Here is a 24,915-nt window from a genome sequence, read left to right on the forward strand (position 1 = left end):
TTTTTTTTGCCTTGAAATCACTGCCCGGCAGGCGGCAGCTGCTCACATTACCAAATGTAAAGTTATGTCTTTTTAGGCACTTAAAGATTAAGGTCGCTTGAAAAGCGCCACAATGGACATAGGATGTATATCCGCGCATGAGCGCGAGCACAACTGAGGAAGATTAACGTTTATGATGCGTATTGCGCTTTTCCTGGTCACCAACCTGGCGGTGATGTTGGTATTCGGACTGATTCTGAGTCTGACAGGAATCCAGTCAAGCAGTGTTCAGGGTCTGATGATTATGGCAGGTCTGTTTGGCTTTGGCGGTGCGTTTGTTTCACTGCTGATGTCCAAATGGATGGCGTTACGCTCGGTCGGCGGTGAAGTGATTGAACAACCCCGTAACGAGACGGAACGCTGGCTGATGGAAACCGTCGGCCGCCAGGCTCAGCAGGTCGGCATTGCGATGCCGCAGGTGGCGATTTACCACGCGCCCGATATCAACGCCTTTGCCACCGGCGCACGCCGTGACGCCTCGCTGGTAGCGGTCTCCACCGGTTTGCTGCAGAACATGAGCCGCGACGAAGCGGAGGCGGTGCTGGCGCACGAGATCGCCCACATCGCGAACGGTGACATGGTCACCATGACGCTGATTCAGGGCATCGTGAACACCTTCGTGATCTTCATTTCTCGTATCATTGCGCAGGTGGCGTCTGGCTTCCTGTCCGGCAACCGCGACGGTGAAGAGAGCAGCAACGGCAATCCGCTGGTCTATTTTGCCGTGGCGACGGTGCTGGAACTGGTGTTTGGTATTCTCGCCAGCATCATCACCATGTGGTTCTCGCGCCATCGCGAATTCCACGCCGACGCCGGTTCTGCGAAGCTGGTGGGGCGTGAAAAGATGATTGCCGCGCTGCAGCGCCTGAAAACCAGCTACGAACCGCAGGAACCCAGCAGCATGATGGCGTTCTGTATTAACGGAAAAGGTAAATCGCTGAGCGAGCTGTTTATGTCGCACCCGCCGCTCGACAAGCGTATCGAAGCGCTGCGCAGCGGTGCCTACCTTAAGTAAGCCACATAGAAAATGAACAGGGCGCCTGCGGGCGCCCTTTTTTATGACTCTGCCGGCTGACGGCTTTGCGTCATGCGCAGCATACTGACGATCGCCGCCACGCTGGCAAAGGTCCCGGCCAGCAGCAGCGAAGCATGCGTGCCGCTGTCGTTGAACAGGTTAAACATCAGCGCCACCAGCGCGGCGCCGGTGCTTTGCCCGACCAGTCGCGCGGTGCCGAGCATGCCGCTGGCACCGCCGCTGCGCTGGCGCGGAGCCGACGAGATGATGGTGTGATTGTTGGGTGACTGGAACAGCCCGAAGCCGGCACCACACAGCATCATACGCCAGATAATATCGGCATCCGTGGGTTGTGCAGGCAGCAGCGCCAGCAGAAACAGCCCGGCGGCAAACAGCGCCAGCCCCAGCCCACCCAGCAGCCCGGCATGAAACTTCTCGATCAGACGGCCGGCAATCGGTGCCATCACCATGGTAGCCAGCGGCCACGGCGTCAGCAGCAGGCCGGTCGCGACCTCATCCCGGCCCAGAACGTTTTGCAGGAAAAACGGCAGCGACACCATCGCCAGCATTTGTGCGCAGAACGAACAGATCGAGGTACCGATCGACAACGAAAACACCGGAATGCGCAGCAAATCTACTGGCAGCAGCGGCACCGGCATCGCCAACTGACGCCGCACAAACACCACGCCGATCAGCAGCAGCGCCAGCAGCATACCCGCAATCAGCCAGCCGTTTTCTCCCTGCGCGAAGCCGGTCAGCGCTGAAATCAGCAGGCCGAAAAACAGCGCATTCATGATGGCGCTCGGCACATCAAATTTCTGCTGCTTCGCTTTCTGCGTGTTATCTGGCAGGAAGCGCAGCGCCAGCCACAGCGCCACCACACCGAGCGGCACGTTGATCAGGAACAGCCATTTCCAGCTGGCGATAGAGAGAATCGCCGCCGCCACCGTGGGACCGGCGGCGCTGGAGACCGCCACGATCAGCGAGTTGATGGCCATGCCGCGTCCCAGAAAGCGCTGCGGGTAAATAATACGGATTAGCGCCGTGTTGACGCTCATCAGCGCCGCACCGCCGAAGCCCTGCAGCACGCGCGCCACGGTGAGCATATTCAGCGAAGAGGAGAGGGCGCAGAACAGCGAGGTGAACACAAACAGCACCAGCCCGACCTGATAGACGCGCCGGTAGCCGAACATATCGCCAAGAAACGACAGCGACAGCAGCGAAATCACGATAGCGATTTGATAGGCGTTGACGATCCAGATCGATTCCGCCGGGCTGGCGTTCAGCTCACGCGCAATGGTCGGCAGCGCCACGTTGGCAATCGCGCCGTCCAGCACTGCCATCATGATGCCAAGCGCAATGGTAATTATTGCGCCGTAGCGCTGTGGAACGGGTAATCCATCCTGAGACACGGTAGGAGACATAAACAGGGAGAAGTGAAGTAAGTGAATATCATCATGCTAATCAATTTTCTGCCTGAAATCACCGCATTAATGGACAAAAATTACAAGTGGATGTGTCGTTGCCGCCGTCCGGCTGTAACCTCTATACTGGCGTTTTTTGCAAAAGCGTTAAGGAAGTCCCGCATGGCGAGCCGCGATAACGATAAACAGCCGGATGCCGTATCATCAGTGATAAAAGTGTTTGGCATTCTGCAGGCGCTGGGTGAAGAGCGCGATCACGGCATCACCGAGCTTTCGCAGCGGGTTATGATGTCAAAAAGCACGGTCTACCGCTTTCTGCAGACCATGAAATCGCTCGGCTATGTGGCGCAGGAGGGCGAGAGCGAAAAATATTCGCTGACGCTCAAGCTGTTTGAACTTGGCGCGCACGCGCTGCAGAACGTGGATTTGATTCGCAGCGCCGATGTGGAGATGCGCGAACTGTCGCGCCAGACCAAAGAGACCATTCATCTCGGCGCGCTGGAAGAGGACAGCATCGTCTATATCCACAAGATTGACTCGCTGTATAACCTGCGCATGTATTCGCGCATCGGCCGGCGTAATCCGCTGCACAGTACCGCCATTGGCAAAGTGCTGCTGGCGTGGCGTGAGCGCACGGAGGTGAACGACATTCTGCGTGAAGTGGAATTCCGTCGCAGTACCGCTAACACTATCGTCAGCGCGCAGGCGCTGCTCCCGGTGCTGGATCAGGTCAGGCAACAGGGCTTTGGTGAGGATAATGAAGAGCAGGAAGCGGGGATTCGCTGTCTGGCGGTACCGGTGTTTGATCGCTTCGGCGTGGTGATTGCCGGCATGAGCCTCTCTTTTCCGACGGTGCGCTTCTCCGAACCGGCAAAAAAAGAGTATGTGGCGATGCTGCATCGTGCCGCGCGTAAGGTGTCGGAGCAAATGGGCTATTACGACTATCCGTTCTGAATCCTGCCGGGCTGACGCGCAGCCCGGCAGGCGGCTTAACTTAGTTATCGACCACTTCGCCGCTTTTCTTCAGCAGTGGACAATCGGTAACGCCAACAATGCCGCTGTCGGTGTGCAGATACTGTGCGGTAATCATGCCGCGCGCGGTCAGGTAGCTGCACTGTAAGCCCAGCCCGGCTGCGTTTTTATTGCTGCCGGTTAACACGCCGTAGCCGGTAAACAGCATCGCCAGCCACAAGACAGCCAGCACCATCACCGCACGAATCAGTAGTTTCATTTTTATCTCCTTGTGTTACATAACGCAGCTGTTCCCGCATTGCTGCGAACTCTATAGTAGCAGCATGCCTCGCTTTTCTCGCCGGATCGATCAGAGATAACTGAAAGCGGCACGCAGGCGGGATAATCTGCTTTATCTCCGCCACCATATCTTTTCCGCACGCAACGAGTAGAATCAGCGGCGATATACCTGAATGATGTTTGAGGATTGATGCAGTTATGAACGAATTAGCCGCCAGTACCGGTCCGCTGTTTAACTATGGCGTGCTGGCCGTCATTGTGGTTGTGGCCTTTATTGCCTGGTTTTTTGTTAACCGGGCCAGCGTGCGCGCCAGTGAACAGCTTCAGCTGCTGGAAGCGCTGCTGGAAGAGCAAAAGAAACAGAACGCGCTGCTGCGCCGTATCGCTGAGGCGCAGCCGGTGGCCGAAAAAGCGCAGGATGAGCAGGATGCCGGGGATAAGCGCGACTTTATTCGCCTGATTCCGGAACGTTAAGCACACAACGGAGAGGCCATGGCCTGGCAAAATCCCTGGTATGACGCTTCGCTGGCCCATCATACGCCGCACGGCTTTCGTAACCCGGAAGAGGAGTTGCGTCAGCCTGGCGATCTACAGCGCTGGCGGCGCGAGCGTAAGCAGCAGAATCTGCCGCTGCCACCGCAGTCCGGCTATGCGGCCTTTACCGCCAGCTGGTGCCAGCAGGCCGACCTGAGCGGTGAAGATGACCGTGTCTGGTGGCTGGGCCATGCCGCGCTCCTGCTGCGTCTCAATCAGCGTTATATTTTGATCGATCCGGCGCTGTCGGCACGCGCTTCGCCGTTGCCGTTTGCCGGGCCGCAGCGTAAAACCCCGGCGCCGCTCAGCGTGGCGCAGCTGCCGCATCTTGATTATGTGCTGATCTCGCATAACCATTACGATCACCTTGATCGGCCTACGGTGAAACGCATCGCCCGCCGCTTTCCTGCCGCGCACTTTCTGGTGCCGCTGGGGATGGCCGACTGGTGTCGCCGCCGTGGCGTGCGCACCGTCACCGAACTGGACTGGTGGCAGCAGGTGCAGCTGGACGACATCAGCTTCACAGCGGTTCCCGCGCGCCACTGGAGCATGCGTACCTTCTGGGATCGCAACCGGTCGCTGTGGTGCGGCTGGGTAGTGCGTAATGCGCAGCTCAATTTCTGGTTCTCCGGCGATAGCGGCTACAGCGATAATCTCTCTGCCATCGCGCAGCGTCTGGGGCCGTTTAATCTGGCTGCGTTACCGATAGGTGCCTATGCACCAAAATGGTTCATGCGCGGCCAGCACATGGACCCGGATCAGGCGGTACAGCTCTGGCAGCAGATAGGGCGACCGCTGGCGATTCCCATTCACTGGGGCGTATTTGAGCTGGCGGACGAGTCGCTTGACGATCCGCCGACGGTACTGGCGCAAGCACTGCTGCAGGCGGGCGAGGTCGATGCGCCTTTTGCCGCATGGCGAATTGGCGAGAGCCGCAGCCTGATGAATTACGATTAAGATTTATCCTAAGCCCTTTTTGTTAAATGCCAGCGGCTTCCGCGCTTTTTTAACATTTAATTGTTGGGTGTTTAGAAAAAAATGAGATAAATGCCAGCGTGCAGTCTGCCTATATTTGGGGCAACGGCGATTATATTTTCCTGATTTTGGTGCAAAACTATTTTTAACTTGTAGTGCCAGGCATTTATTGTACAAGATTTGAACGCTGCGCAGTTATGTCGCTTATTGCACAACGGCCAGTGAAATAGCTTATCTGTGCCATATTAATGCAATATTTTTTGCCTAAACTTATTCGGTTTAAATGTGAAAAGGCAGCGTTTACCGCTGCGCTTGACGAAACGCGAGTCTGGCGCTAACTATACTGACGCATAGACTTTTTTTGCACACGTTGAGGCGTTGCTGTCAATAACGTTATCCACCTTTCGCTGCCGGTTTCAGGCAATTATGTGCGGCATGTCGATCACTGTTTAAAAATGGCTTGCCATTAATTAGCGGATATGTGATAACGAATCGTGGGTCAAACGAGGTACAGTTCTGTTTATGTATGGCATCTTCAGTAAAGAAGTTACGAGTAAAGACGTTGACGTTGAATACCGCTTCCTTGCCGAACCTTAAATTAGTGCCTCATTCAGTAATGTCTCTGGTTTCTCTGTAAGACTGCCTGCGGGCAATATAAACACTCTAAGGAATTTGCAAAAATGGCAAAGATTAAAGGTCAGGTTAAGTGGTTCAACGAGTCTAAAGGTTTTGGTTTTATTACTCCTGCTGACGGCAGCAAAGACGTGTTCGTTCACTTCTCTGCTATCCAGGGCAACGGTTTTAAAACCCTGGCCGAAGGTCAACAAGTTGAGTTTGAAATTCAGGACGGCCAGAAAGGCCCGGCAGCAGTTAACGTTACTGCTATCTGATTTCGCACTCAGGCTCGGTGTCATGCACCGCTGAATCGAATCTTAAAAGCCCTGCTCAATGAGCGGGGCTTTTCTTTATCCTTTCTGTTACCGGATGATCAGGGTAAACTGCGCCGCGAATCGCTAACCCGGAGTTATCTATGTCGTTGATTTGCCCACTTTGCCACCTCGCTTTGCACCTGCACGCCAGCAGTTATCGCTGTGCGTCCGGTCATCAGTTCGATCGGGCGAAGGAGGGGTACGTCAACCTGCTGCCGGTGCAGCACAAAGGTTCACGGGAACCGGGCGACAGCGCAGAGATGCTTCAGGCGCGTCGGGCCTTTCTGGATGCCGGACACTATCAGCCGCTGCGCGATCGGGTGGCGCAATGTCTGGCTCAGCCGCTCACGAACCGGCCCGCGCAGCTGCTGGATATCGGCTGTGGCGAAGGCTATTACACCGCCGCCCTGGCTGCCGCGTTGCCCGACAGCCAGCTGTACGGTCTGGATGTGGCCAAAGCCGCGGTGCGCATGGCGGCAAAGCGCTATCGCGCGGTTAACTTTTGTGTCGCCTCCAGCCAGCGCCTGCCGTTTGCTGATGGTTCACTGGACGCCATCGTGCGCATTTACGCGCCCTGTAACGAGCAGGAGCTGAGCCGCGTTATCAGGTCCGGCGGCTATTTGCTGACGGTGACACCGGGGCCGCACCATCTGCAGCAGTTTAAGGCGTTGATCTATCGCGAAGTGCAGCTGCATACGGTGGAAGAGAAAAACTATGCGGGATTTGAGCAGATCGATCAGCAAAACCTTCACTACACGATGACGCTGAACGGGGCGGAAGCGGTGAGCCTGCTGCAGATGACCCCCTTTGCCTGGCGTGCGCGTGAAGCGGTGTGGCAGCAGCTGGCCTCCAGCGCCACCTTTAGCTGTGACGCGGATTTCACCCTGACGCTGTGGCAGCGCGTTTAACGCGCCTCCACCAGCGTATGGTAGATTTTCTCCAGGTCGTCGAGCTGTTTCACCGCAATCAGCAGGCGACGCTGCTCCAGCTGCATCACCAGAATGCCATCCTCTGACAGGTTCATACTCTGAATACGCCGGTAATCGATCCACACGCTGGCAAAAAACAGGCCGTCATTTTTCATCAGCAGCCGCGGGCTGCGGATCCAGAACAGCCAGATAGCCATAAAGCACAGCACCATCAGCAGGGTAGTGGTGAGCTGCGGGCCATGATGGCTGACGTTGTTCCACAGCAGAATCAGTAGCAGCACGATAAAGATGCCGCTGTCGATTTTATGGCGGCGACGCAGGGTGACGCGCAGTCGGGTCGGTCCATTGCGGCGGGGCAGGATGACATCGTCGTAAATCGCAAACAGGGCGAGAGCGGCGATCAGCAGGGCAATCAGGGCGTCAGTCAGTGACATACAGGCTTCTTCCTCAACCGAAGTGACCTCAGCGTTGGCGCTCAGGTCACGCCGTTCAAAAAACGCCGGGAGTCTGACTCCCGGCGGTGAGATTACAGACCGAGCAGGCCGATCCAGTAACCAAAGATACCGATGGCAAAGAAGCCAACGATGATCCACAGCGCGTTAACTTTACGGCGCAGCAGCCACATACAGCCAAAGGTCAGCAGCAGTGGAATCAGGCCGGGCATCAGCTGGTCGAGAATCGACTGCACGGTGGTGACCGTGGTTTTGCCGGTCTGGTCGGTGATGCGGGATACCACCAGCGGCACGTTGACGTGTGTCCACTTATTGACCAGCGCCCCCATGACAAACAGGCCGAGTATCGATGCCCCCTCGGTGAGTTTTTGCAGGAAGCCGCCGCCCATATCGCTGACGATATCCACCCCTTTGCGATAGCCATAAGCCACGCCGTAATAGCGGGTCAGCATGCGCGCAATGTTAAACAGGAAGAAGAACAGCAGCGGACCGAGCAGGCTGCCGCTCATCGCGATACCGGCACCCAGTGCGGCGAACACCGGACGCACGGTCCCCCAGAAAATCGGGTCGCCCACGCCAGCCAGCGGCCCCATCAGGCCCACTTTGATCCCGTTAATGGCACCGTCATCGATCGCTGCCCCGTTGGCGCGCTGCTCTTCCATTGCCATGGTCACGCCGAGCACCGGCGCTGCCACGTAAGGATGCGTGTTGAAGAATTCAAGGTGACGCTTAATCGCCTGCTTGCGCTCGTCGTTGTTTTCCGGATACAGGCGACGGATCACCGGCACCATTGAGAAGCAGAAGCCCAGCGCCTGCATGCGTTCAAAGTTCCACGAACCCTGAAACAGGTTGGAGCGCAGGAACACACCGCGCACGTCACCGGGGGTGAGTTTCTTTGGAGTATTGGTTGTATCTACCATGATGTCACCTGTTCCTAGTCGAGTTCGTTGTCGAGGTCGTTGTTAGCCGGGCCCGCCGAGGCAGCGCCTGCGACGCGGTTGTATTTTGGCGCCAGCTGGATGTACAGCACCGCCATTACCACGCCAATCACGCCCAGCGCCACCAGGTTAAAGTTGGTGAACGCGGCGGTGACAAAGCCAAGATAGAAGAACGGCATCAGGTAACCGGCACGCATCATGTTGATGACCATCGCGTAACCGACCACCACGATCATGCCGCCGGCGATGTTCAGACCATTGGTGACCACTTCCGGAATCGAACTCAGCAGGCTGTGCACCGCGCTGGTACCGACCGAGACCGCCACAATCAGCGCCGGGATAGCGATACGCATCGCCTGCAGCAGCAGGGCAGAGACGTGGATCCATGAAATCGCCGTCAGATTGCCTTTCTCCGCAGCTTTATCCGCGGCGTGCTGGAAGGCGACAGTGATGGTACGCACGATGATGGTCAGCACCTGACCAGCTGCGGCCAGCGGGATGGCCAGCGCAATACCGGCACCGACGCTTTGACCGCCGGCAATGACCAGAATCGTAGAGATGATGGAAGCCAGCGCCGCATCCGGTGCCACTGCCGCACCGATGTTCATCCAGCCCAGCGCGATCATCTCCAGCGTACCGCCGATGATGATGCCGGTTTTCATATCACCCAGCACTGCACCAATCAGGGTACAGGCCACCAGCGGCCGGTGGAACTGGAACTCATCGAGAATCGATCCCATCCCGGCAATACAGGCCACAATAAATATCAACACTATTTGTAGCGAGGTTATTTCCATTGCATTTTTCCTCAGCAAGATCAGAACTTTTTGCCCACGCGCGCAGGCACAGGCGAATCAGGCATTGACCTTCGCAATCAGGTCCATCATTTTCAGTTTCGGGTCGTTGGAGACTTTACGCACTTCCAGTTCGATACCGCGCTCATTCAGCTTGCGGAAGGCAGCGATGTCCTTCTCATCCACCGACACCGCGTTATTAACCTGCGTTTTCCCCTGACGGAAGGCCATGCCGCCGATATTCACCGACTTGATATCCACGCCTTGCTCCACCACGCGCTCAACATCGGTCGGATTGGTAAACAGCAGCATCACGCGATCGGAACCGTACTTCGGGTTGTTCCACACGCGGATCATCTTGGCGATATCCACCACGTGGGCGGTCACGCCCGGCGGCGCCACCTGAGTCAGCAGGGTTTTGCGAACGTGATCGTTGGCCACTTCATCACTGACGACGATGATGCGCGTCACGTTGGTCTCTTTGGTCCAGCGCGTGGCCACCTGGCCGTGGATCAGACGGTCATCGATACGGGCCAGGCCAATTTTCATGTGCTCGCCCGGTGCCAGCGGCTTCTGCGGCTGGGCAGGGGCTTTCGGGGCCGGTGCGGCCGCTGCCGGCGCGGCGGATTCGGTTTTGAGCGCTTTCACCCCCTCGCGGCCGGCCTCGACGGCGATGTGGATCAGCTCTTCCAGCGATGGATCGTCATCGCGCCCCATCAGGGTTTCCACCAGCATGGGAATGTTGACCCCGGCAATAACGTCATAGCCCGGTTTATCCACCACGATGCGGCTGGCGGCGTTAAACGGGCTGCCGCCCCAGGTGTCCACCAGAAACAGCACGCCTTTCGACGTGTCGAGTCGGGCGAGCTGCGCCTGATATTTTTCGATTAGCGTTTCTGCATTCTCGCCGGGCACGAAATCAATCCATCCGACATTTTCCTGCTCGCCCAACAGCATTTCTGCTGTTTTCAGCAGCTGTTCTGCCGCCCAGCCATGTGTACCAATTACAAGCGCAATGGTCACTTGCTACCTCCGTTCGCATGAGAGTTCCCGACCATGGCCGGGAATCATTGAGAATTACCGTTGTTATTTTCTGTGGATCGCCCGGGACTAAATTGAAGAAAGTCATCAGGAAAAGGCCCAAAACATTCCGCGATGCAGCAGTAAGGTCGCGATTTATTTTAGTGAGCGAAAAAATAAAATATGTGACGTTGCTCTGCTATTCAGAGCGTACCGGCGGCAACGGGCATTTTTATGGCAGTTTCTTGCGCTGGCGCAGTTATTTGTAAATGTAAGAAAATTTTTTGACGTTGTTGATGTAACTGATACATTAGCTTTCTGTTTATTACTCAGGAGTACCGGGCTTTAGCTCACCTATATGGACCGTCACCGACGTCGCTTCACTTGTTCCCCGCGCTGCTCAGCGCGCACCCTGACACCTGCCGGTGTTGCCTCATCCGTTAACGCTCTCTCGTCTCGCCTTCCGGCGCAGGCTCAGTCGCGTTCGCCCTTACGTTTAGCAAGGAGTCATTGATGGAATTTCTCTTCGACCCCTCAATCTGGGCGGGTTTACTGACGCTGATCGTGCTGGAGATTGTGCTAGGCATCGACAACCTGGTGTTTATCGCCATTCTTGCCGACAAGCTGCCACCGAAACAGCGCGATAAAGCGCGCCTGATTGGTCTGTCGCTGGCGCTGGTGATGCGCCTCGGCCTGCTGTCGCTGATCTCCTGGATGGTGACGCTAACGCGACCCCTATTCAGCGTAGGCGATTTCAGCTTTTCCGGACGAGATTTAATTCTGTTGATTGGTGGTTTGTTCCTGTTGTTTAAGGCCACCATGGAACTGCACGAGCGGCTGGAAAACCGCGGCATGGAGCATCAGGGCAACAAAGTTTATGCCAGCTTCTGGGCGGTCGTGACGCAGATTGTGGTGCTGGACGCGGTGTTCTCCCTGGATGCGGTGATTACCGCCGTCGGTATGGTGAACCATCTGCCGGTGATGATGACGGCGGTGGTGATTGCCATGGGCGTGATGCTGCTGGCCTCAAAACCGCTGACCCGCTTCGTCAACGCGCACCCAACGGTGGTGGTGCTGTGTCTGAGCTTCCTGCTGATGATCGGTCTGTCGCTGGTGGCGGAAGGCTTTGGTTTCCATATTCCGAAAGGCTATCTGTACGCGGCAATTGGCTTCTCGATTCTGATCGAGCTGTTTAATCAGATTGCGCGCCGGAACTTTATCCGTCATCAGGCGCACCGTCCGATGCGTGAACGTACCGCCGAAGCGATTCTGCGTCTGATGGGCGGGCGCCAGCGTAACCAGCCGGCGCATACCGAAGAAGCGTCACTGACGGAAGCGATGCCGCAGGAAGCGTTTAAAGACGAAGAGCGTTACATGATTAACGGTGTGCTGACGCTGTCACAGCGTTCGATTCGCAGCATCATGACGCCGCGCGGCGATATCTCGTGGGTTGACGTCTCGCGTCCGCTGGATGAGATCCGCATTCAGCTGCTGGATACGCCACACAGTCTGTTCCCGGTGTGTCGCGGCGAGCTGGATGAGATCATCGGTGTGGTGCGCGCGAAAGAGCTGCTGGTGGCGCTGGAGCACGGTATGGATGTCGCGACCTTCGCGGCCAACACGCCGCCGATTGTGGTGCCGGAAACACTGGATCCGATCAACCTGCTGGGCGTATTGCGTCGCGCTAAAGGGAGCTTCGTCATCGTTACCAACGAATTTGGTGTGGTGCAGGGCCTGATTACGCCGCTGGACGTGCTGGAAGCGATTGCCGGTGAGTTCCCGGACGAAGACGAAACGCCGGATGTGGTGGCGGATGGCGACGGCTGGCTGGTGAAGGGCGGTACCGATTTGCACTCGCTGCAGCAGCTGCTCGACCACCATGAGCTGGTCGATCCGGATGAAGATCACGCGTCGCTGGCCGGCCTGTTGATTGAGCAGAAGGGGCAGCTGCCGCTGCCGGGCGAGATTATCGATTTGCCACCGCTGCACTTCCAGATTATCGAAGCCACGGATTACCGTATCGATCTGGTGCGCGTCACCAAAGACAAGCCGCACCATGACGAGGAAGAGGGCGACGCCTGATGTCGTCCGGCATCAGGCGCCCAGCTGCGCCTGATGCTGCGCCAGCCATTGCGGGAAGTCCTCAATCGGCATCGGGCGCGCATAGTAGTAACCCTGCAGATGATCCACGCCGCGCTCGCGCAGATAATGCGCCTGCTCGGCGGTTTCCACTCCCTCCGCGACCAGCGCGATATTCAGCCGCTGCGCCAGTGAAATCACCATATCCGTCACCGTGGCGTTGATCGCGTCAGTACCAATCGCGGCGGTAAAAATTTTATCGATTTTCAGTACGTCCGGCTTCAGGTCTTTCAGATAGGCCAGCGAACTGTGGCCGGTACCGAAATCGTCAATCGCCAGCCGCACGCCAATTTCATGCAGCTGCGCCACGACCGTCTGGTCGATGACCGGCAGCGCATCGCGCTCGGTCAGCTCCACCACCAGTTTCGGCAGGGGATTGGCGGGCCACCAGTAGCGCTGTAAATCCTCAACAATCAGGCGATCGCGGAAGTGGCTGGCCGCGACGTTAATCGCGATATGGAAAGCCGGGCACTGTGGCAGATTAGGCAACTCCGCGACGACTCTGGCAATCACAAAGCGCGTCAGCGGTGCAATCAGATTCTGGCGTTCGGCCAGCGGAATAAATACGTCCGGGGCAATCCAGCCCTGACGCGGATTGTGCCAGCGCAGCAGCAGCTCGATACCATCGCAGTCGCCGCTGCGGGCATTGATCAGCGGCTGGCAGTAAACCATAAATTCGTTAGCGGTGATGCCATAGCTGATTTGCCAGCTCAGACTCATGCGATTGGCGGTGGCCAGCCAGACGATATAGCCCAGCAGCAGGCTCAGCAGTACCGCCAGCGGCAGCTGAGACGGCAGCGTGTTGAGCGCCAGCCGCGCCGGAGAGGGACCGTACAGTGTAATGCTGTAGGGATAACGCAGCGAGGCCTGATCGTACGCCACTTCGTCATCGGACGGCACGGTATGCTCGATCAGCGGATTACCGTACTCGAGGCTCTGTCCGCCTACGTTGAAGATTGCGCGTTCCACCCACGGCAGCTGCGGCTCCAGCAGATAGTTGGTCATCAGCTCAATGTTGATGATCTGCAGCAGGCCGTCCTGGTTATCCAGCGACTTTGGCGTCCACAGCAGCAGCACCGGCGAACCTTTCAGCAGGTAGTCGTCGGTGGACAGCATCATGCGCTGGTTGTTGATCGCCAGCTCGGGATAGGTCTGGCTGAACGAGATGTGGCGCGGGCCATAAATACTCGAACAGTAGATGGTATCGTCCTGCACCAGCAGCACGGTGCGCACGGTTTGCAGCGCGGCGATCTTCTCAATCAGCGGGTAGCGCACCTGCGTGCAGGGCACGCCCACCAGCCCCAGCGTGTTGTTGGCGGAGACGTCCAGCGGCGAAAACATGCGGTCAAAGCGTTCAATCGCGCGGGTGGCAAAGTTAAGGGACTGCTGCTCAATGCGTGACTTCTCTTCGATGTAGCGAAAAGTCAGCGTAAGAATGAGAACCAGCGACGCGATCACCAACGCAATAAGCAGGCGCTTACGGCGAAATTGACCCACAAATTGCTGGGGAAGGAGCATCAGTAACCACCTTGCTAAGACAAAGAATGAGGCCAAATTAACGTGAAGGTTATCGGCATGGCGGCGGCCAAATTTAGCGCGGCTGGAGAAAAAAAGCGGCACTAAAAAATCGCGCGACCGGTAGAGGTCGCGCGCAAAAATAATGTATCTGGTTTGATAACGCGGAGGTAGAGGCCATTGCAGAAATAATGGCCGATCGCTGCAATTGTCAGCAGCGAAACGCGACGTTGCCGGTCAGTCGCACTGCACCTTGATCGCCAGACCGCCACGCGAGGTCTCACGATATTTAGCGTTCATATCTTTGCCGGTCTCGTACATCGTCTCGATCACCTTATCCAGCGATACGCGCGGCTCGCTGGTGCGGCGCAGCGCCATCCGCGCGGCGTTGATCGCTTTCACCGAAGCAATGGCGTTACGCTCAATGCACGGCACCTGTACCTGACCGGCGACCGGATCGCAGGTCAGTCCGAGGTTGTGTTCCATGCCGATTTCAGCGGCAACACACACCTGCTCCGGGCTGGCTCCCAGCAGTTCAGCGAGGCCAGCGGCGGCCATTGAGCAGGCCACGCCTACTTCGCCCTGGCAGCCGACTTCGGCACCGGAAATCGAAGCGTTCATTTTGTACAACACGCCAATCGCGCCCGAGGCGAGGAAGTAGCGGATAAAGATATCCGGCGTGACCGTTTCGATGAAGTGATCGTAATACGCCAGCACCGCCGGCACGATGCCGCAGGCACCGTTGGTCGGTGCGGTGACCACACGACCACCGGCCGCATTCTCTTCATTCACCGCCAGCGCAAACATATTGACCCAGTCGATGACGTTCATCGGATCGTTGGAGTGTTTGGTCGAGGAGACCAGCAGACGTCGCAGCGACGCCGCCCGACGCGGCACGCGCAGCGGGCCCGGCAAAACGCCTTCGGTATTCAGGCCACGATCGATACACGCCTGCATGGTTTGCCAGATGTTGCCAAAATAGGCGTAAATCTCGTCACGGCTGTGCAGCGCCAGTTCGTTTTTCATCACCAGCCCGGAAAGCGACATGCCGGTATCGCGGCAGTGGCTGAGCAACTCTTTGGCTGAATGGAACGGGTAGGGTACGGCGACCTCATCCAGTACTGACTGACCAAAGTGCGCTTCATCGACGATAAAGCCGCCGCCAATTGAGTAATAGGTTTTGCGCTCAAGCAGACGATCGCCGGCAAAAGCGTACAGAGTCATGCCGTTTTCATGCAGCGACAGGTTTTCGCTACGGAAGACCATGCCGCCGTCACGCGGGAAGTCGACCTCGCGCGCGCCCTGTGCCAGCAGCAGCCGCTCACGCGTTTCGACATCTTTGATAAACGCCGGAATGCTGTCTATGTCGACGCTGGCAGGCTCAAAGCCGGCCAGACCCATAATGATGGCAATGTCAGTGTGATGTCCTTTCCCGGTGAGCGACAGTGAGCCGTAGACGTCCACCGCCACGCGCGTCACGTCCTGCAGCTTGCCCTGCTCGATCAGCAGATCAACAAACTGCTTGCCCGCTTTCATCGGGCCAACGGTATGCGAACTGGACGGGCCGATACCCACTTTGAACATGTCAAAAACACTTATCACCGGTGACGCTCCTCACAAATCTTCTTTTCTACGGCGCAGGCCGTTAATGCGGCTAATAGTAATCGCCAGCGGGCGGCAGCGAGCAGCTTTTCGCATGAAATAAACTAATTATAAACCACAGAAATAGTTATCCGTATCCCCGGATGTGAACGGGATCAATTTTTCGGCCAGGGTGAAACGGGACGGGGGATCAGGGTAGGGCGATCTGCTGGCCGAGCGCGCGCAGAATACCGGCGGTCATGCCCCAGATAAAATAATCTTCATACCACGACAGCCATACCTGGTGCTGGCGATGACCGCGGCGCAGCGTCAGTCCGCTGTAGCGCCCCAGCCGCAGCGCCTCTGCGAGCGGCATGGAAAAGGCGCTTTCAACTTCATCCGGGTTGAGCCGCAGCGGCAGGTGCGGCGGAATGATGCCGACCACGGGCGTAACGGCGAAACCGGTACTGCTGGTGACCGGCGGTAACACGCCGACCACCCGCACCTGCTGCGGCGCGATGCCCACTTCTTCCTGTGCTTCACGCAGCGCGGTGGCGATCAGCGAATCGTCAGTGGCATCCATCATGCCGCCGGGGAACGCCACCTGCCCGGCGTGTTTGCGCAGCAGTGCGGAGCGGCGGGTCAGCAGCAGTTCGGGCCGGTCGCCATCAATCACCGGCACCAGCACCGCGGCACGGCGTCCGCTGATCACGCTGTGCGCGCTCGCCAGCGGCGGCTGCAGCACAAAGCGACTGAGAAACTGCGCCAGCGTCAGCTCCATATCACGCCTCATCACGCAGACAGGGCAGAATACGGTTGAGCTTGTGCAGCGTCTCCTGATATTCCGCCTCAGCCTCGCTGTCAGCCACCAGACCGCCGCCCGCCGCGCAGTACAGCTGCTGGTTTTCGGCAATCAGCGTGCGGATGGTAATGCTGCTGTCCATACGCCCGCACAGGCTGATGTAGCCGATACTGCCGCACCACGCATTGCGCCGCTGCGGTTCGAGTTCTTCGATAATCTCCATGGCACGGATCTTGGGCGCGCCGGTAATGGAGCCGCCGGGGAAACAGGCGCGCAGCAAATCGGTAGCGGAGAGCGCGTCTGGCAGCCTGGCCCGCACCGTGCTCACCAGGTGATGCACCGCCGGGAACGGCTCCACTACAAATAGCTCCGGCACGCTGACGCTGCCCGGCTCGGCGACGCGGCCAATATCATTACGCAGCAGGTCCACAATCATCAGGTTTTCCGCCCGATCTTTTTCGGCGCTGGCCAGTTTCTCTGCCTGCAACCGATCGGCCTGCGGATCGGCCAGGCGCGGCAGCGTGCCTTTAATCGGGCGGGTTTCAATCTGCTGTTGCTGCAGCGAGAGAAAACGCTCGGGCGACAGGCTCAGCACGGCACTGTGCGGCAGACGAAGGAAGGCACTGAACGGCGCGCGGTTGGCGCGGTTGAGACGTAAAAACGCCTGCCACTCATCGCCGCGATAGCTGGCCTGGAAACGCTGCGCCAGATTAACCTGGTAGCAGTCGCCCGCCTGAATGTAGGCCTGCACTGCCTGGAAACGCGCGGCGTACTGCGCATAGCTCATATTGGCCTGCCAGTCGCTGGTCAGGGCAAAGGGTTTGGGCTGCGGCACCGCCAGCGCCTGTAGCCACTGCCAGCGCTGCTCCGCGTCGTGCAGGGCAATCAGCGTCAGCGTCTGGCGATGGTGATCGGCAATCAGCGCCCAGTCATAAATGCCCACCGCCATGTCCGGCGTGTGTAAATCCTGCTGCGCCCGCTGCGGCAGCGTTTCGAAACGGCGACCGAGGTCATAACCAAACAGACCCAGCGCGCCGCCCTGAAACGGCAGATTTGCATCAAACGCCGGCCGGATGCCCAGCGCGTCCAGCTGCTGCTGCACCAGCTGCAGCGGATCGGCGTTAGAGTGGCTGATGCCTGTGCCGTCGTCGATGGCGGTGCTGTCACCGCGCGTCGTCAGGGTCACCCGCGGGTCGGCGGTGAGAATATCGAAACGGTTATCCGCGTGCTCGGCGTGACCAGAGGTCAGCAGCATCGCCCACGGGCGGTGCGCCAGCGTGGAAAAACGGTGTAAAAGTGTATCGGGCGTATACTGTAGCGAGAGGGTTTTCACGTTCGTTTGGCTAAATCAGTTCAGCAGGCAGGCGCGTAGCCTGGCATATTTTTTTGCTGCTGGCACCTGTTTGTTCAGCGTGGAATAATGCGTCCCCCCATTACAGGAGTGCATCATGTTTTCAGGTCTTCCGGCTTTATCGCACGAACAGCAGCAGCAGGCAGTGGAACGTATTCAGGAACTGATGGCCGGCGGCATGTCCAGCGGGCAGGCGATTGCGCAGGTGGCGCAGGAAATTCGCCAGAACCATCAGGGCGAAGCGATTCGGGCGCGCTTCGAAGAGGACGAAGACGACGAATAGCGCCCGGCGAGCGTTATAGCGCGGCGATGATTTTGATTTCCACTTTATAGCGCGGATTCATCAGGCCGGCCTGCACCGTGCAGCGTACCGGCGCATTACCCGGCGAGACCCACGCATCCCAGGCGCGGTTCATCGCGGCAAAGTCCTCTTTGTCCACCAGGAAAATGGTGGCGTCGAGAATTTTGCTTTTATCCGAACCCACGCGCGTCAGGATGCGGTCAATCACCGCCAGCGCGTTGGCGGTCTGCGCTTCCGCATCGTCATCCAGATTCTCCGGCACGCTGGTGTAATACACGGTCTGGTCATGTACAACCGCTTCGGACATGCGGTGCTCGGCATCAATACGCGTAATGGTCATACTGTTCTCCTTTATTTTTGCTGCGTTAGCCTGCCATATCCCATGGCCGGCTGTCATCTGTTGTGGTCGCCTGCGGTGAATCCTGACATAATTACAGTAGTTTTAAGAGCAATCGGTGAGGATGTGTGGCAGACGATTTTGCAGCGGATGGCGCGTTAGCGCAGGCGATTCCCGGCTTTAAGCCGCGCGCGGCACAGCGCGAAATGGCGCAGGCAGTGAGCGAAGCGGTGCAGCAGGCGGGCGAGCTGGTGGTCGAGGCCGGCACCGGCACCGGTAAAACCTATGCGTATCTGGCACCGGCGTTGCGGGCGAAGAAAAAAGTCATTGTATCGACCGGTTCCAAAGCGTTGCAGGATCAGCTCTACAACCGCGATCTGCCGACCATTGCCCGCGCCCTGGCGTTCAGCGGCAAAACTGCGCTGCTGAAAGGGCGCTCCAACTATCTGTGCCTGGAACGGCTGGAGCAGCAAAATCAGACCGGCGGCGATCTCAGCGTGCAGGCGCTCGGCGATCTGATTAACGTGCGCAGCTGGTCATCGGAGACCGTTGATGGCGACGTCAGCAGCTGCGCTGGCGTCGCGGAAGACAGCCCGATCTGGCCTTACGTCACCAGCACCAACGATAACTGCCTCGGCAGCGATTGCCCGCTGTATAAAGATTGCTTCGTGGTGAAGGCGCGCAAAAAAGCGATGGATGCGGATGTGGTGGTGGTGAACCATCACCTGTTTCTCGCCGACCTGGTGGTCAAAGAGGGGGGATTTGGCGAACTGATCCCGGAAGCCGACGTGATGATCTTCGACGAAGCGCACCAGCTGCCGGATATTGCCAGCCAGTATTTTGGCCAGCAGCTGTCGAGCCGGCAACTGCAGGATCTCGCCAAAGACATTATCCTTGCCTACCGCACCGAGGTGCGCGATGTGCAGCAGCTGCAGAAATCCGCCGACCGGCTGGCGCAGTGCGCACAGGATTTTCGCCTGACGCTGGGCGAGCCCGGTTTTCGCGGCAATCTGCGTGACCTGCTGAGCGACAACAACATCATGCGCATGTTTACGCTGCTGGATGATGCGCTCGAGCTGTGTTACGACGTGATTAAGCTGTCGTTGGGCCGTTCCGCGCTGCTGGACGCTGCCTTTGAGCGTGCCGCGCTGTATCGCACCCGGCTCAAGCGTTTACGTGCGATTGATGAACCGGGCTTTAGCTACTGGTACGAATGCAGCAGCCGGCACTTTACGCTGGCGCTGACGCCGCTGTCGGTTGCGGAGCGCTTCCGCGAAGTGATGGACGGACGCAAAGCGGCGTGGGTATTTACCTCGGCGACGCTGGCGGTCAACGAACAGATGAGCCACTTCGCCAGCCGGCTCGGCGTGGATAATGCCCGCACCCTGATCCTCGAAAGTCCGTTTGATTATGCGCAGCAGGCCTTGCTGTGCGTGCCGCGCAACATGCCGGAACCCAACTATCCCGGCGGTGCGCGTCAGCTGGCACGCATGATGAAACCGCTGATTGAAGCCAACAAAGGGCGCTGTTTCTTCCTGTGCACCTCGCACAAAATGATGCGTGAGCTGGCGGCGGAGTTCCGCGCCTCCATGACCTTACCGGTGCTGTTGCAGGGCGAAACCAGCAAAGGGCAGCTGCTCAAACAGTTTCTTGATGCCGGCAACGCACTGCTGGTGGCCACCAGCAGCTTCTGGGAAGGCGTTGACGTGCGCGGTGATGCGCTGTCGCTGGTGATCATCGACAAGCTGCCGTTTACCTCGCCGGAAGATCCGCTGCTGAAGGCGCGCATGGAGGATTGCCGTCTGCGCGGCGGCGATCCGTTCAACGATGTGCAGCTGCCGGACGCGGTGATCACCCTCAAGCAGGGCGTGGGCCGTCTGATTCGCGATACCGACGATCGCGGCGTGCTGGTGATTTGTGACCAGCGGCTGGTGTCGCGTCCGTATGGTGGTCTGTTCCTTAATAGCCTGCCGCCGACACCGCGCACCCGCGATTTACAGCGTGCGATTGACTTTGTGCGTCCGCCAGAGCAGCACTAATTTGTGCCAGGCTGTGGTAAGATGCGCGCCATTTTGATTCTCTGAGGTTGTTATGTCCGCCCGAATTTTAGCCCTGGACACCGCGACAGAAGCCTGTTCTGCCGCGCTGCTGAATCAGCAGCAGATCGATGCCCGCTTCGAAATCGCGCCCCGCGATCATACTCAACGTATTCTGCCGCTGGTGCAGGAATTGCTGCAGGCGCAGTCGCTGGCGCTGAGCGCGCTGGACGCACTGGCGTTTGGCCGCGGGCCCGGCAGTTTTACCGGCGTGCGCATCGGCATTGGCATCGCGCAGGGCCTGGCGCTGGGCGCAAATCTGCCGATGATTGGCGTATCCTCGCTGGCAACCATGGCGCAGGGCGCCTGGCGTTTGACCGGGGCAACGCGCGTGCTGGCGGCGATTGATGCGCGCATGGGTGAAGTCTACTGGGCAGAGTATCAGCGTGATGAGCAGGGCGAGTGGCAGGGCGCTGAGAGCGAAGCCGTACTCAAGCCGGAAGCGGCACAGGCGCGCATCGCGCAGCTGAGCGGCGAGTGGGCCACCGTCGGCACCGGCTGGCAGGCTTATCCGCAGCTGCTGGCTGGCACGACCGGGGCACAACTGCTGACCACCACGGTCACGCTGCCTGCCGCAGAAGATATGCTGCCGCTGGCGCTCAGCGCCTGGCAGCGCGGCGACAGCGTGGCGGTGGAAAATGCTGAGCCGGTTTATCTGCGCAATGAAGTGGCATGGAAAAAATTGCCGGGACGCTAGGCCCCCACGCAACTTATTTTTGCGCCTTCAGTCTAACGGAGAAATAACAGGAGAAGTGCTATGCCAATTAGTCGTAAAGGGATGTCTGGCGCTCTGTTAGCCTGTGCGCTGTTGCTCAGCGGCTGCGTGTCAGTGCCGGATGCCATTAAAGGGAGTTCTCAGCTTCCACAGCAGGATTTATTACGCGTGATGAATGCGCCGCAGCTGTATGTCGGCCAGGAGTCGCGCTTCGGTGGCAAAGTCGTGAAGGTGACCAACCTCAACGGCCTGACCCGGCTGGAAATTGCCACTCAGCCGCTGGATGACAGCGCGCGACCGCGCCTCGGTGCAGCCTCAATAGGCCGCATTTATGCGGACATTCATGGCTTTGTTGATCCGATCGACGTCAATAATCAGTACGTCACGGTGTTGGGCAACATCAAAGGCACCGAGAAAGGGGAAATTGGCAAAGCCAGTTACAACTTTGTGGTGATTGATGTGCGCGGTTATCAGCGCTGGCATCTGACTCAGCAGGTGATGACGCCGCCGCAGCCGATCGATCCATGGATTTGGTACGGGCCGACGCGTCGCCATCCCGGCTATTGGGGGCCTAACCCCTACTGGGGCATGAACACCGGCGGTCCGGCGCAGGTCGAGACCATTCTTACCGAATAGCGCTAAACAGGTTTTTTTACGGCCCGGTCGCGGTGCTCGCGAACGGGCCTTTTTATTGGGCGCGCAACCGATGCGCGAAATTTAGTGATGCGCCTCGCAACCTGAAAATGCCGGAACAGGCAAACTGGTACAATCAGTTAAAATATTGTTAACAACACTGATTGCAGAGGCGGCGATGGCTACGCAACAAGAATATCGGGGTGAATCTTTGAACAAGGTTTGGCTGAAACGCTATCCGCCAGATGTACCAGCGGAAATTAACGCAGACCGTTATCCCTCTTTGGTCGATCTTTTCGAACACGCAGCGCAACGTTATGCCGATCAGGTGGCTTTCATTAACATGGGCCAGCCAATGACTTACCGCCAGCTGGAGCAGCAGAGCCGTGCTTTTGCGGCCTGGCTGCAACAGGGATTAGGCTTGCAGCAGGGCGATCGCGTCGCGCTGATGATGCCGAATCTGCTGCAGTATCCGGTGGCGCTGTTTGGCGTCCTGCGTGCCGGTATGGTGGTGGTGAATGTTAATCCGTTGTACACGCCGCGCGAGCTGAAGCACCAGCTTAACGACAGCGGTGCCAGTGCGATTGTCATTGTCTCCAACTTCGCCCATACGCTGGAAAAAGTGGTCGCGGAAACCCCGGTTAAGCACGTGATGCTGACGCGCATGGGCGATCAGCTGGCGCCGGTGAAAGCCACGCTGGTCAATTTCGTCGTTAAATATGTGAAAAAGCTGGTACCGAAATACCATCTGCCAGGGGCGGTACCGTTCCGTCATGCGCTGCAGCAGGGCGAGCAGATGAGCTATCATCGTCCTGTGATCAGTAATCAGGATCTGGCATTTCTGCAGTACACCGGTGGCACCACCGGCGTGGCGAAAGGCGCCATGCTGACCCACGGCAACATGCAGGCTAATCTGGAGCAGACCAAAGCCACCTACGGTAAACTGCTGCGCGCCGGTCAGGAGCAGGTGGTAACCGCGCTGCCGCTTTATCACATCTTTGCCCTGACGGTGAACTGTCTGCTGTTCCTCGACCTGGGCGGCACCAACCTGCTGATTACCAACCCGCGCGATATTCCCGGCTTCGTTAAAGAGCTGAGCAAATTTCCCTTTACCGCCATCACCGGTGTTAATACGTTGTTCAACGCCCTGCTGAACGATGCCAATTTTAACCAGCTGGATTTCTCCACGCTGCGTCTGTCTGCCGGTGGCGGCATGGCGGTGCAAAAAGCGGTGGCCGAGCGCTGGGAGAAACTCACCGGGCACTATCTGCTGGAGGGCTACGGACTCACCGAATGTTCACCGCTGGTGTCGGTTAATCCGTATGATATTACCTGCCACACCGGCAGCATCGGTTTGCCGGTTCCGTCCACCGACGTGCGTATCGTCGATGATGAAGATCGCGACGTGCCGCCGGGCGAACCGGGCGAACTGTGCATTCGCGGGCCGCAGGTCATGATTGGCTACTGGCAGCGGCCGGATGCCAGCGAGGAAGTGCTGAAAAATGGCTGGCTGCACACCGGTGATATTGTTACCGTGGACGCGGAAGGGTTTATCCGCATCGTCGATCGTAAAAAAGACATGATACTGGTGTCCGGCTTTAACGTGTATCCTAACGAAATCGAAGATGTGCTGATGCAGCACGCCAAGGTGCGCGAAGCGGCGGCGATTGGTGTGCCGAGCGATCTCTCCGGCGAAGCGGTGAAAGTGTGCATCGTGAAAAAAGATCCGTCGCTGACGAAAGAGGAAGTGCTGGATCATTGTCGCCGTCAGCTCACCGGCTATAAAGTGCCGAAGATTATCGAGTTTCGTGATGAGCTGCCGAAGACCAACGTCGGTAAAATTTTACGTCGCGAATTGCGCGACGAGGCGAAGCGCGAAGCGTAGTACTGGCTTCCGCTGAATGCTCAGGTTAACGCCGGCACCGTCCGGCGTTTTTATTGCTTTTAACATGGAGCGCTGTGCGAGGTTTGTCGCAGCGAGAAAGACAACGTGAATTACACCCTGATCGACCACAATGACCAGCTGGCCGCCGTATGCCAGCAGGCCCGCCAGCATCGCGCCGTGGCGCTGGATACCGAATTCGTGCGCACCCGCACGTACTATCCGCAGCTTGGCCTGATCCAGCTCTTCGATGGCGAGCAACTGGTTCTGATCGATCCGTTAACCATCAGCGACTGGGCACCGTTTATTGCGCTGCTGCAGGATCGTCAGCTGACCAAGTTCCTGCACGCCGGCGGGGAAGACCTCGAAGTCTTCCTGCATCGTTTCGGCTGTCTGCCGGAGCCGATGATCGATACGCAGATTCTGGCCGCTTTCGCCGGGCAGCCGCTGTCATGGGGCTTTGCCGCGATGGTCAATCATTTCAACCAGATTGAGCTGGATAAGAGCGAAGCGCGCACCGACTGGCTGGCGCGTCCGCTTACCGAGCGGCAGTGCCAGTACGCTGCGGCCGATGTGGCTTATCTGCTGCCGATTGCCCATCAGCTGGTGGCGCAGACCGAAGCGGCAGGCAACATGGCGGCGGCGCTGAGTGAGTGCGCTACGTTGTGTCAGCGACGTCTTGACGTGCTGCAGCCGGAAGAGGCATGGCGCGATATCACCAACGCGTGGCAGCTGCGTCCGCGCCAGCTGGCGGTGCTGCAGCGTCTGGCCGCGTGGCGTCTCAATCTTGCCCGGCAGAAAGACATGGCGGTGAATTTTGTGGTGCGCGAAGAGAACCTGTGGAAAGTCGCGCGCTTTATGCCCGGCAGCCTTGGCGAGCTGGATCATCTCGGCCTGAACGGTCACGAAATCCGCTTCCACGGTAAGGCGCTGGTGGCGATGGTGGCAGAGGCGCAGGCGCTGGATGAGGCCGCATTACCGCCGCCGTTGCCTAATCTGATTGACCACGCGCATTACAAGCAGGCGTTTAAAGCGATTAAAGCGCTGGTACAGCAGGTGAGTGAGCAGACCGGTTACAGTCAGGAGCTGTTAGCATCACGGCGCCAGATTAATCAGGTGCTGAGCGTGCACTGGGGACTGAAGAGCGCCACGCGTCCGCCGGAACTGCTGGCAGGCTGGCGGGGTGAGGTGTTGAAAGCCGGTATCGACGAGATTTTACACACGCTGTAAGCGGAACGTTTTCCCCTGCGCAACCACGCAGGG

The 24,915-nt window shown here is 58.2% G+C and carries 25 protein-coding genes; 14 read left to right on the forward strand and 11 right to left on the reverse strand.

Annotated features, from left to right (window positions below; genetic code table 11):
- Positions 1–172 precede the first annotated feature (172 nt).
- Complete coding sequence (gene htpX / locus H7K56_RS00320; protein WP_021510018.1) at positions 173–1,054, forward strand: protease HtpX; 882 nt, start codon at positions 173–175, stop codon at positions 1,052–1,054.
- Between the two features lie 41 nt (positions 1,055–1,095).
- On the opposite strand, the gene H7K56_RS00325 is transcribed toward htpX, so the two are convergent.
- Positions 1,096–2,478: an MFS transporter gene (locus tag H7K56_RS00325; protein WP_058774591.1), complete on the reverse strand. Its 1,383-nt coding sequence runs from the start codon at positions 2,476–2,478 to the stop codon at positions 1,096–1,098.
- A gap of 162 nt (positions 2,479–2,640) precedes the next feature.
- Between H7K56_RS00325 and kdgR the strand changes: the two genes are divergently transcribed.
- Entirely contained in the window at positions 2,641–3,432 is a 792-nt protein-coding gene (gene kdgR, locus H7K56_RS00330) for a DNA-binding transcriptional regulator KdgR (protein WP_150360565.1), read from the forward strand.
- Positions 3,433–3,472: 40 nt separating this feature from the next.
- Here the strand turns inward: kdgR and H7K56_RS00335 are convergent, their stop codons facing one another.
- Positions 3,473–3,709, reverse strand: a complete 237-nt coding sequence (locus H7K56_RS00335) for a YobH family protein (protein WP_021510021.1) — start codon at positions 3,707–3,709, stop codon at positions 3,473–3,475.
- Positions 3,710–3,927: 218 nt separating this feature from the next.
- Between H7K56_RS00335 and H7K56_RS00340 the strand changes: the two genes are divergently transcribed.
- The 5 genes from H7K56_RS00340 (at position 3,928) to rlmA (ending at position 7,075) form a co-directional block, all read left to right on the forward strand.
- The gene (locus H7K56_RS00340) at positions 3,928–4,203 is read left to right on the forward strand and encodes a YebO family protein (protein WP_150360564.1); all 276 of its coding nucleotides are present in this window, start codon (positions 3,928–3,930) and stop codon (positions 4,201–4,203) included.
- A gap of 18 nt (positions 4,204–4,221) precedes the next feature.
- The gene (locus tag H7K56_RS00345) at positions 4,222–5,220 is read left to right on the forward strand and encodes an MBL fold metallo-hydrolase (protein WP_150360563.1); all 999 of its coding nucleotides are present in this window, start codon (positions 4,222–4,224) and stop codon (positions 5,218–5,220) included.
- A 540-nt stretch (positions 5,221–5,760) separates the two neighbouring features.
- Positions 5,761–5,835 carry a DUF2627 domain-containing protein gene (locus H7K56_RS00350; protein ID WP_110866451.1) on the forward strand — a complete coding sequence of 25 codons (75 nt, stop codon included), beginning with the start codon at positions 5,761–5,763 and terminating at the stop codon, positions 5,833–5,835.
- Positions 5,836–5,918: 83 nt separating this feature from the next.
- Positions 5,919–6,128 (forward strand): transcription antiterminator/RNA stability regulator CspE, encoded by a 210-nt coding sequence (gene cspE, locus H7K56_RS00355; RefSeq protein WP_021510024.1) that lies wholly within the window; start codon positions 5,919–5,921, stop codon positions 6,126–6,128.
- 140 nt (positions 6,129–6,268) lie between these two features.
- Positions 6,269–7,075 (forward strand): 23S rRNA (guanine(745)-N(1))-methyltransferase, encoded by an 807-nt coding sequence (gene rlmA, locus H7K56_RS00360; protein WP_150360562.1) that lies wholly within the window; start codon positions 6,269–6,271, stop codon positions 7,073–7,075.
- On the opposite strand, the gene H7K56_RS00365 is transcribed toward rlmA, so the two are convergent.
- From H7K56_RS00365 to manX, 4 genes are all read right to left on the reverse strand, one after another.
- The gene (locus H7K56_RS00365) at positions 7,072–7,530 is read right to left on the reverse strand and encodes a DUF986 family protein (protein ID WP_021510026.1); all 459 of its coding nucleotides are present in this window, start codon (positions 7,528–7,530) and stop codon (positions 7,072–7,074) included. The two genes, rlmA and H7K56_RS00365, sit on opposite strands and share 4 nt — an antisense overlap.
- A 92-nt stretch (positions 7,531–7,622) precedes the next feature.
- Positions 7,623–8,468, reverse strand: a complete 846-nt coding sequence (locus H7K56_RS00370; RefSeq protein ID WP_021510027.1) for a PTS mannose transporter subunit IID — start codon at positions 8,466–8,468, stop codon at positions 7,623–7,625.
- Positions 8,469–8,482: 14 nt separating this feature from the next.
- Entirely contained in the window at positions 8,483–9,283 is an 801-nt protein-coding gene (locus tag H7K56_RS00375; RefSeq protein ID WP_031280203.1) for a PTS mannose/fructose/sorbose transporter subunit IIC, read from the reverse strand.
- A 57-nt stretch (positions 9,284–9,340) separates the two neighbouring features.
- Positions 9,341–10,303, reverse strand: coding sequence for a PTS mannose transporter subunit IIAB (manX, locus tag H7K56_RS00380; protein WP_058757739.1), 963 nt, complete (start codon positions 10,301–10,303; stop codon positions 9,341–9,343).
- 510 nt (positions 10,304–10,813) lie between these two features.
- On the opposite strand from manX, the gene H7K56_RS00385 reads away from it, so the two are divergent.
- Positions 10,814–12,382: a TerC family protein gene (locus H7K56_RS00385; protein ID WP_150360561.1), complete on the forward strand. Its 1,569-nt coding sequence runs from the start codon at positions 10,814–10,816 to the stop codon at positions 12,380–12,382.
- A gap of 12 nt (positions 12,383–12,394) precedes the next feature.
- Here H7K56_RS00385 and pdeD read toward each other — a convergent pair whose 3' ends face one another.
- From pdeD to pabB, 4 genes are all read right to left on the reverse strand, one after another.
- Positions 12,395–13,957 carry a cyclic di-3',5'-guanosine monophosphate phosphodiesterase PdeD gene (gene pdeD, locus H7K56_RS00390; protein ID WP_058757738.1) on the reverse strand — a complete coding sequence of 521 codons (1,563 nt, stop codon included), beginning with the start codon at positions 13,955–13,957 and terminating at the stop codon, positions 12,395–12,397.
- 234 nt (positions 13,958–14,191) lie between these two features.
- On the reverse strand, positions 14,192–15,556 hold the full coding sequence (locus H7K56_RS00395; RefSeq protein ID WP_058774595.1) for an L-serine ammonia-lyase: 1,365 nt from the start codon (positions 15,554–15,556) through the stop codon (positions 14,192–14,194).
- A gap of 190 nt (positions 15,557–15,746) precedes the next feature.
- Entirely contained in the window at positions 15,747–16,316 is a 570-nt protein-coding gene (locus tag H7K56_RS00400; protein WP_150360560.1) for a CoA pyrophosphatase, read from the reverse strand.
- Position 16,317: 1 nt separating this feature from the next.
- The gene (gene pabB / locus H7K56_RS00405) at positions 16,318–17,670 is read right to left on the reverse strand and encodes an aminodeoxychorismate synthase component 1 (RefSeq protein ID WP_132462407.1); all 1,353 of its coding nucleotides are present in this window, start codon (positions 17,668–17,670) and stop codon (positions 16,318–16,320) included.
- Between the two features lie 115 nt (positions 17,671–17,785).
- On the opposite strand from pabB, the gene H7K56_RS00410 reads away from it, so the two are divergent.
- Positions 17,786–17,971, forward strand: a complete 186-nt coding sequence (locus tag H7K56_RS00410) for a YoaH family protein (protein ID WP_021510035.1) — start codon at positions 17,786–17,788, stop codon at positions 17,969–17,971.
- A gap of 13 nt (positions 17,972–17,984) precedes the next feature.
- On the opposite strand, the gene H7K56_RS00415 is transcribed toward H7K56_RS00410, so the two are convergent.
- The gene (locus tag H7K56_RS00415) at positions 17,985–18,329 is read right to left on the reverse strand and encodes a RidA family protein (protein WP_058757734.1); all 345 of its coding nucleotides are present in this window, start codon (positions 18,327–18,329) and stop codon (positions 17,985–17,987) included.
- 125 nt (positions 18,330–18,454) lie between these two features.
- Here H7K56_RS00415 and yoaA point away from each other — a divergent pair, with 125 nt between their 5' ends.
- The 5 genes from yoaA to rnd all read left to right on the forward strand — a co-directional run bounded on the left by yoaA (position 18,455) and on the right by rnd (position 24,882).
- Complete coding sequence (gene yoaA / locus H7K56_RS00420) at positions 18,455–20,365, forward strand: DNA repair helicase YoaA (protein ID WP_058771245.1); 1,911 nt, start codon at positions 18,455–18,457, stop codon at positions 20,363–20,365.
- Between the two features lie 52 nt (positions 20,366–20,417).
- Positions 20,418–21,119: a tRNA (adenosine(37)-N6)-threonylcarbamoyltransferase complex dimerization subunit type 1 TsaB gene (tsaB, locus tag H7K56_RS00425; protein ID WP_058781824.1), complete on the forward strand. Its 702-nt coding sequence runs from the start codon at positions 20,418–20,420 to the stop codon at positions 21,117–21,119.
- 60 nt (positions 21,120–21,179) lie between these two features.
- Positions 21,180–21,773 (forward strand): Slp family lipoprotein, encoded by a 594-nt coding sequence (locus H7K56_RS00430; protein ID WP_010616392.1) that lies wholly within the window; start codon positions 21,180–21,182, stop codon positions 21,771–21,773.
- A 208-nt stretch (positions 21,774–21,981) separates the two neighbouring features.
- Complete coding sequence (gene fadD / locus H7K56_RS00435) at positions 21,982–23,655, forward strand: long-chain-fatty-acid--CoA ligase FadD (protein ID WP_125310121.1); 1,674 nt, start codon at positions 21,982–21,984, stop codon at positions 23,653–23,655.
- Positions 23,656–23,760: 105 nt separating this feature from the next.
- Positions 23,761–24,882, forward strand: a complete 1,122-nt coding sequence (rnd, locus tag H7K56_RS00440) for a ribonuclease D (RefSeq protein WP_059009717.1) — start codon at positions 23,761–23,763, stop codon at positions 24,880–24,882.
- Positions 24,883–24,915: the final 33 nt, after the last annotated feature.

It is taken from the genome of Pantoea dispersa, assembly GCF_014155765.1.
GTDB lineage: Bacteria > Pseudomonadota > Gammaproteobacteria > Enterobacterales > Enterobacteriaceae > Pantoea > Pantoea dispersa.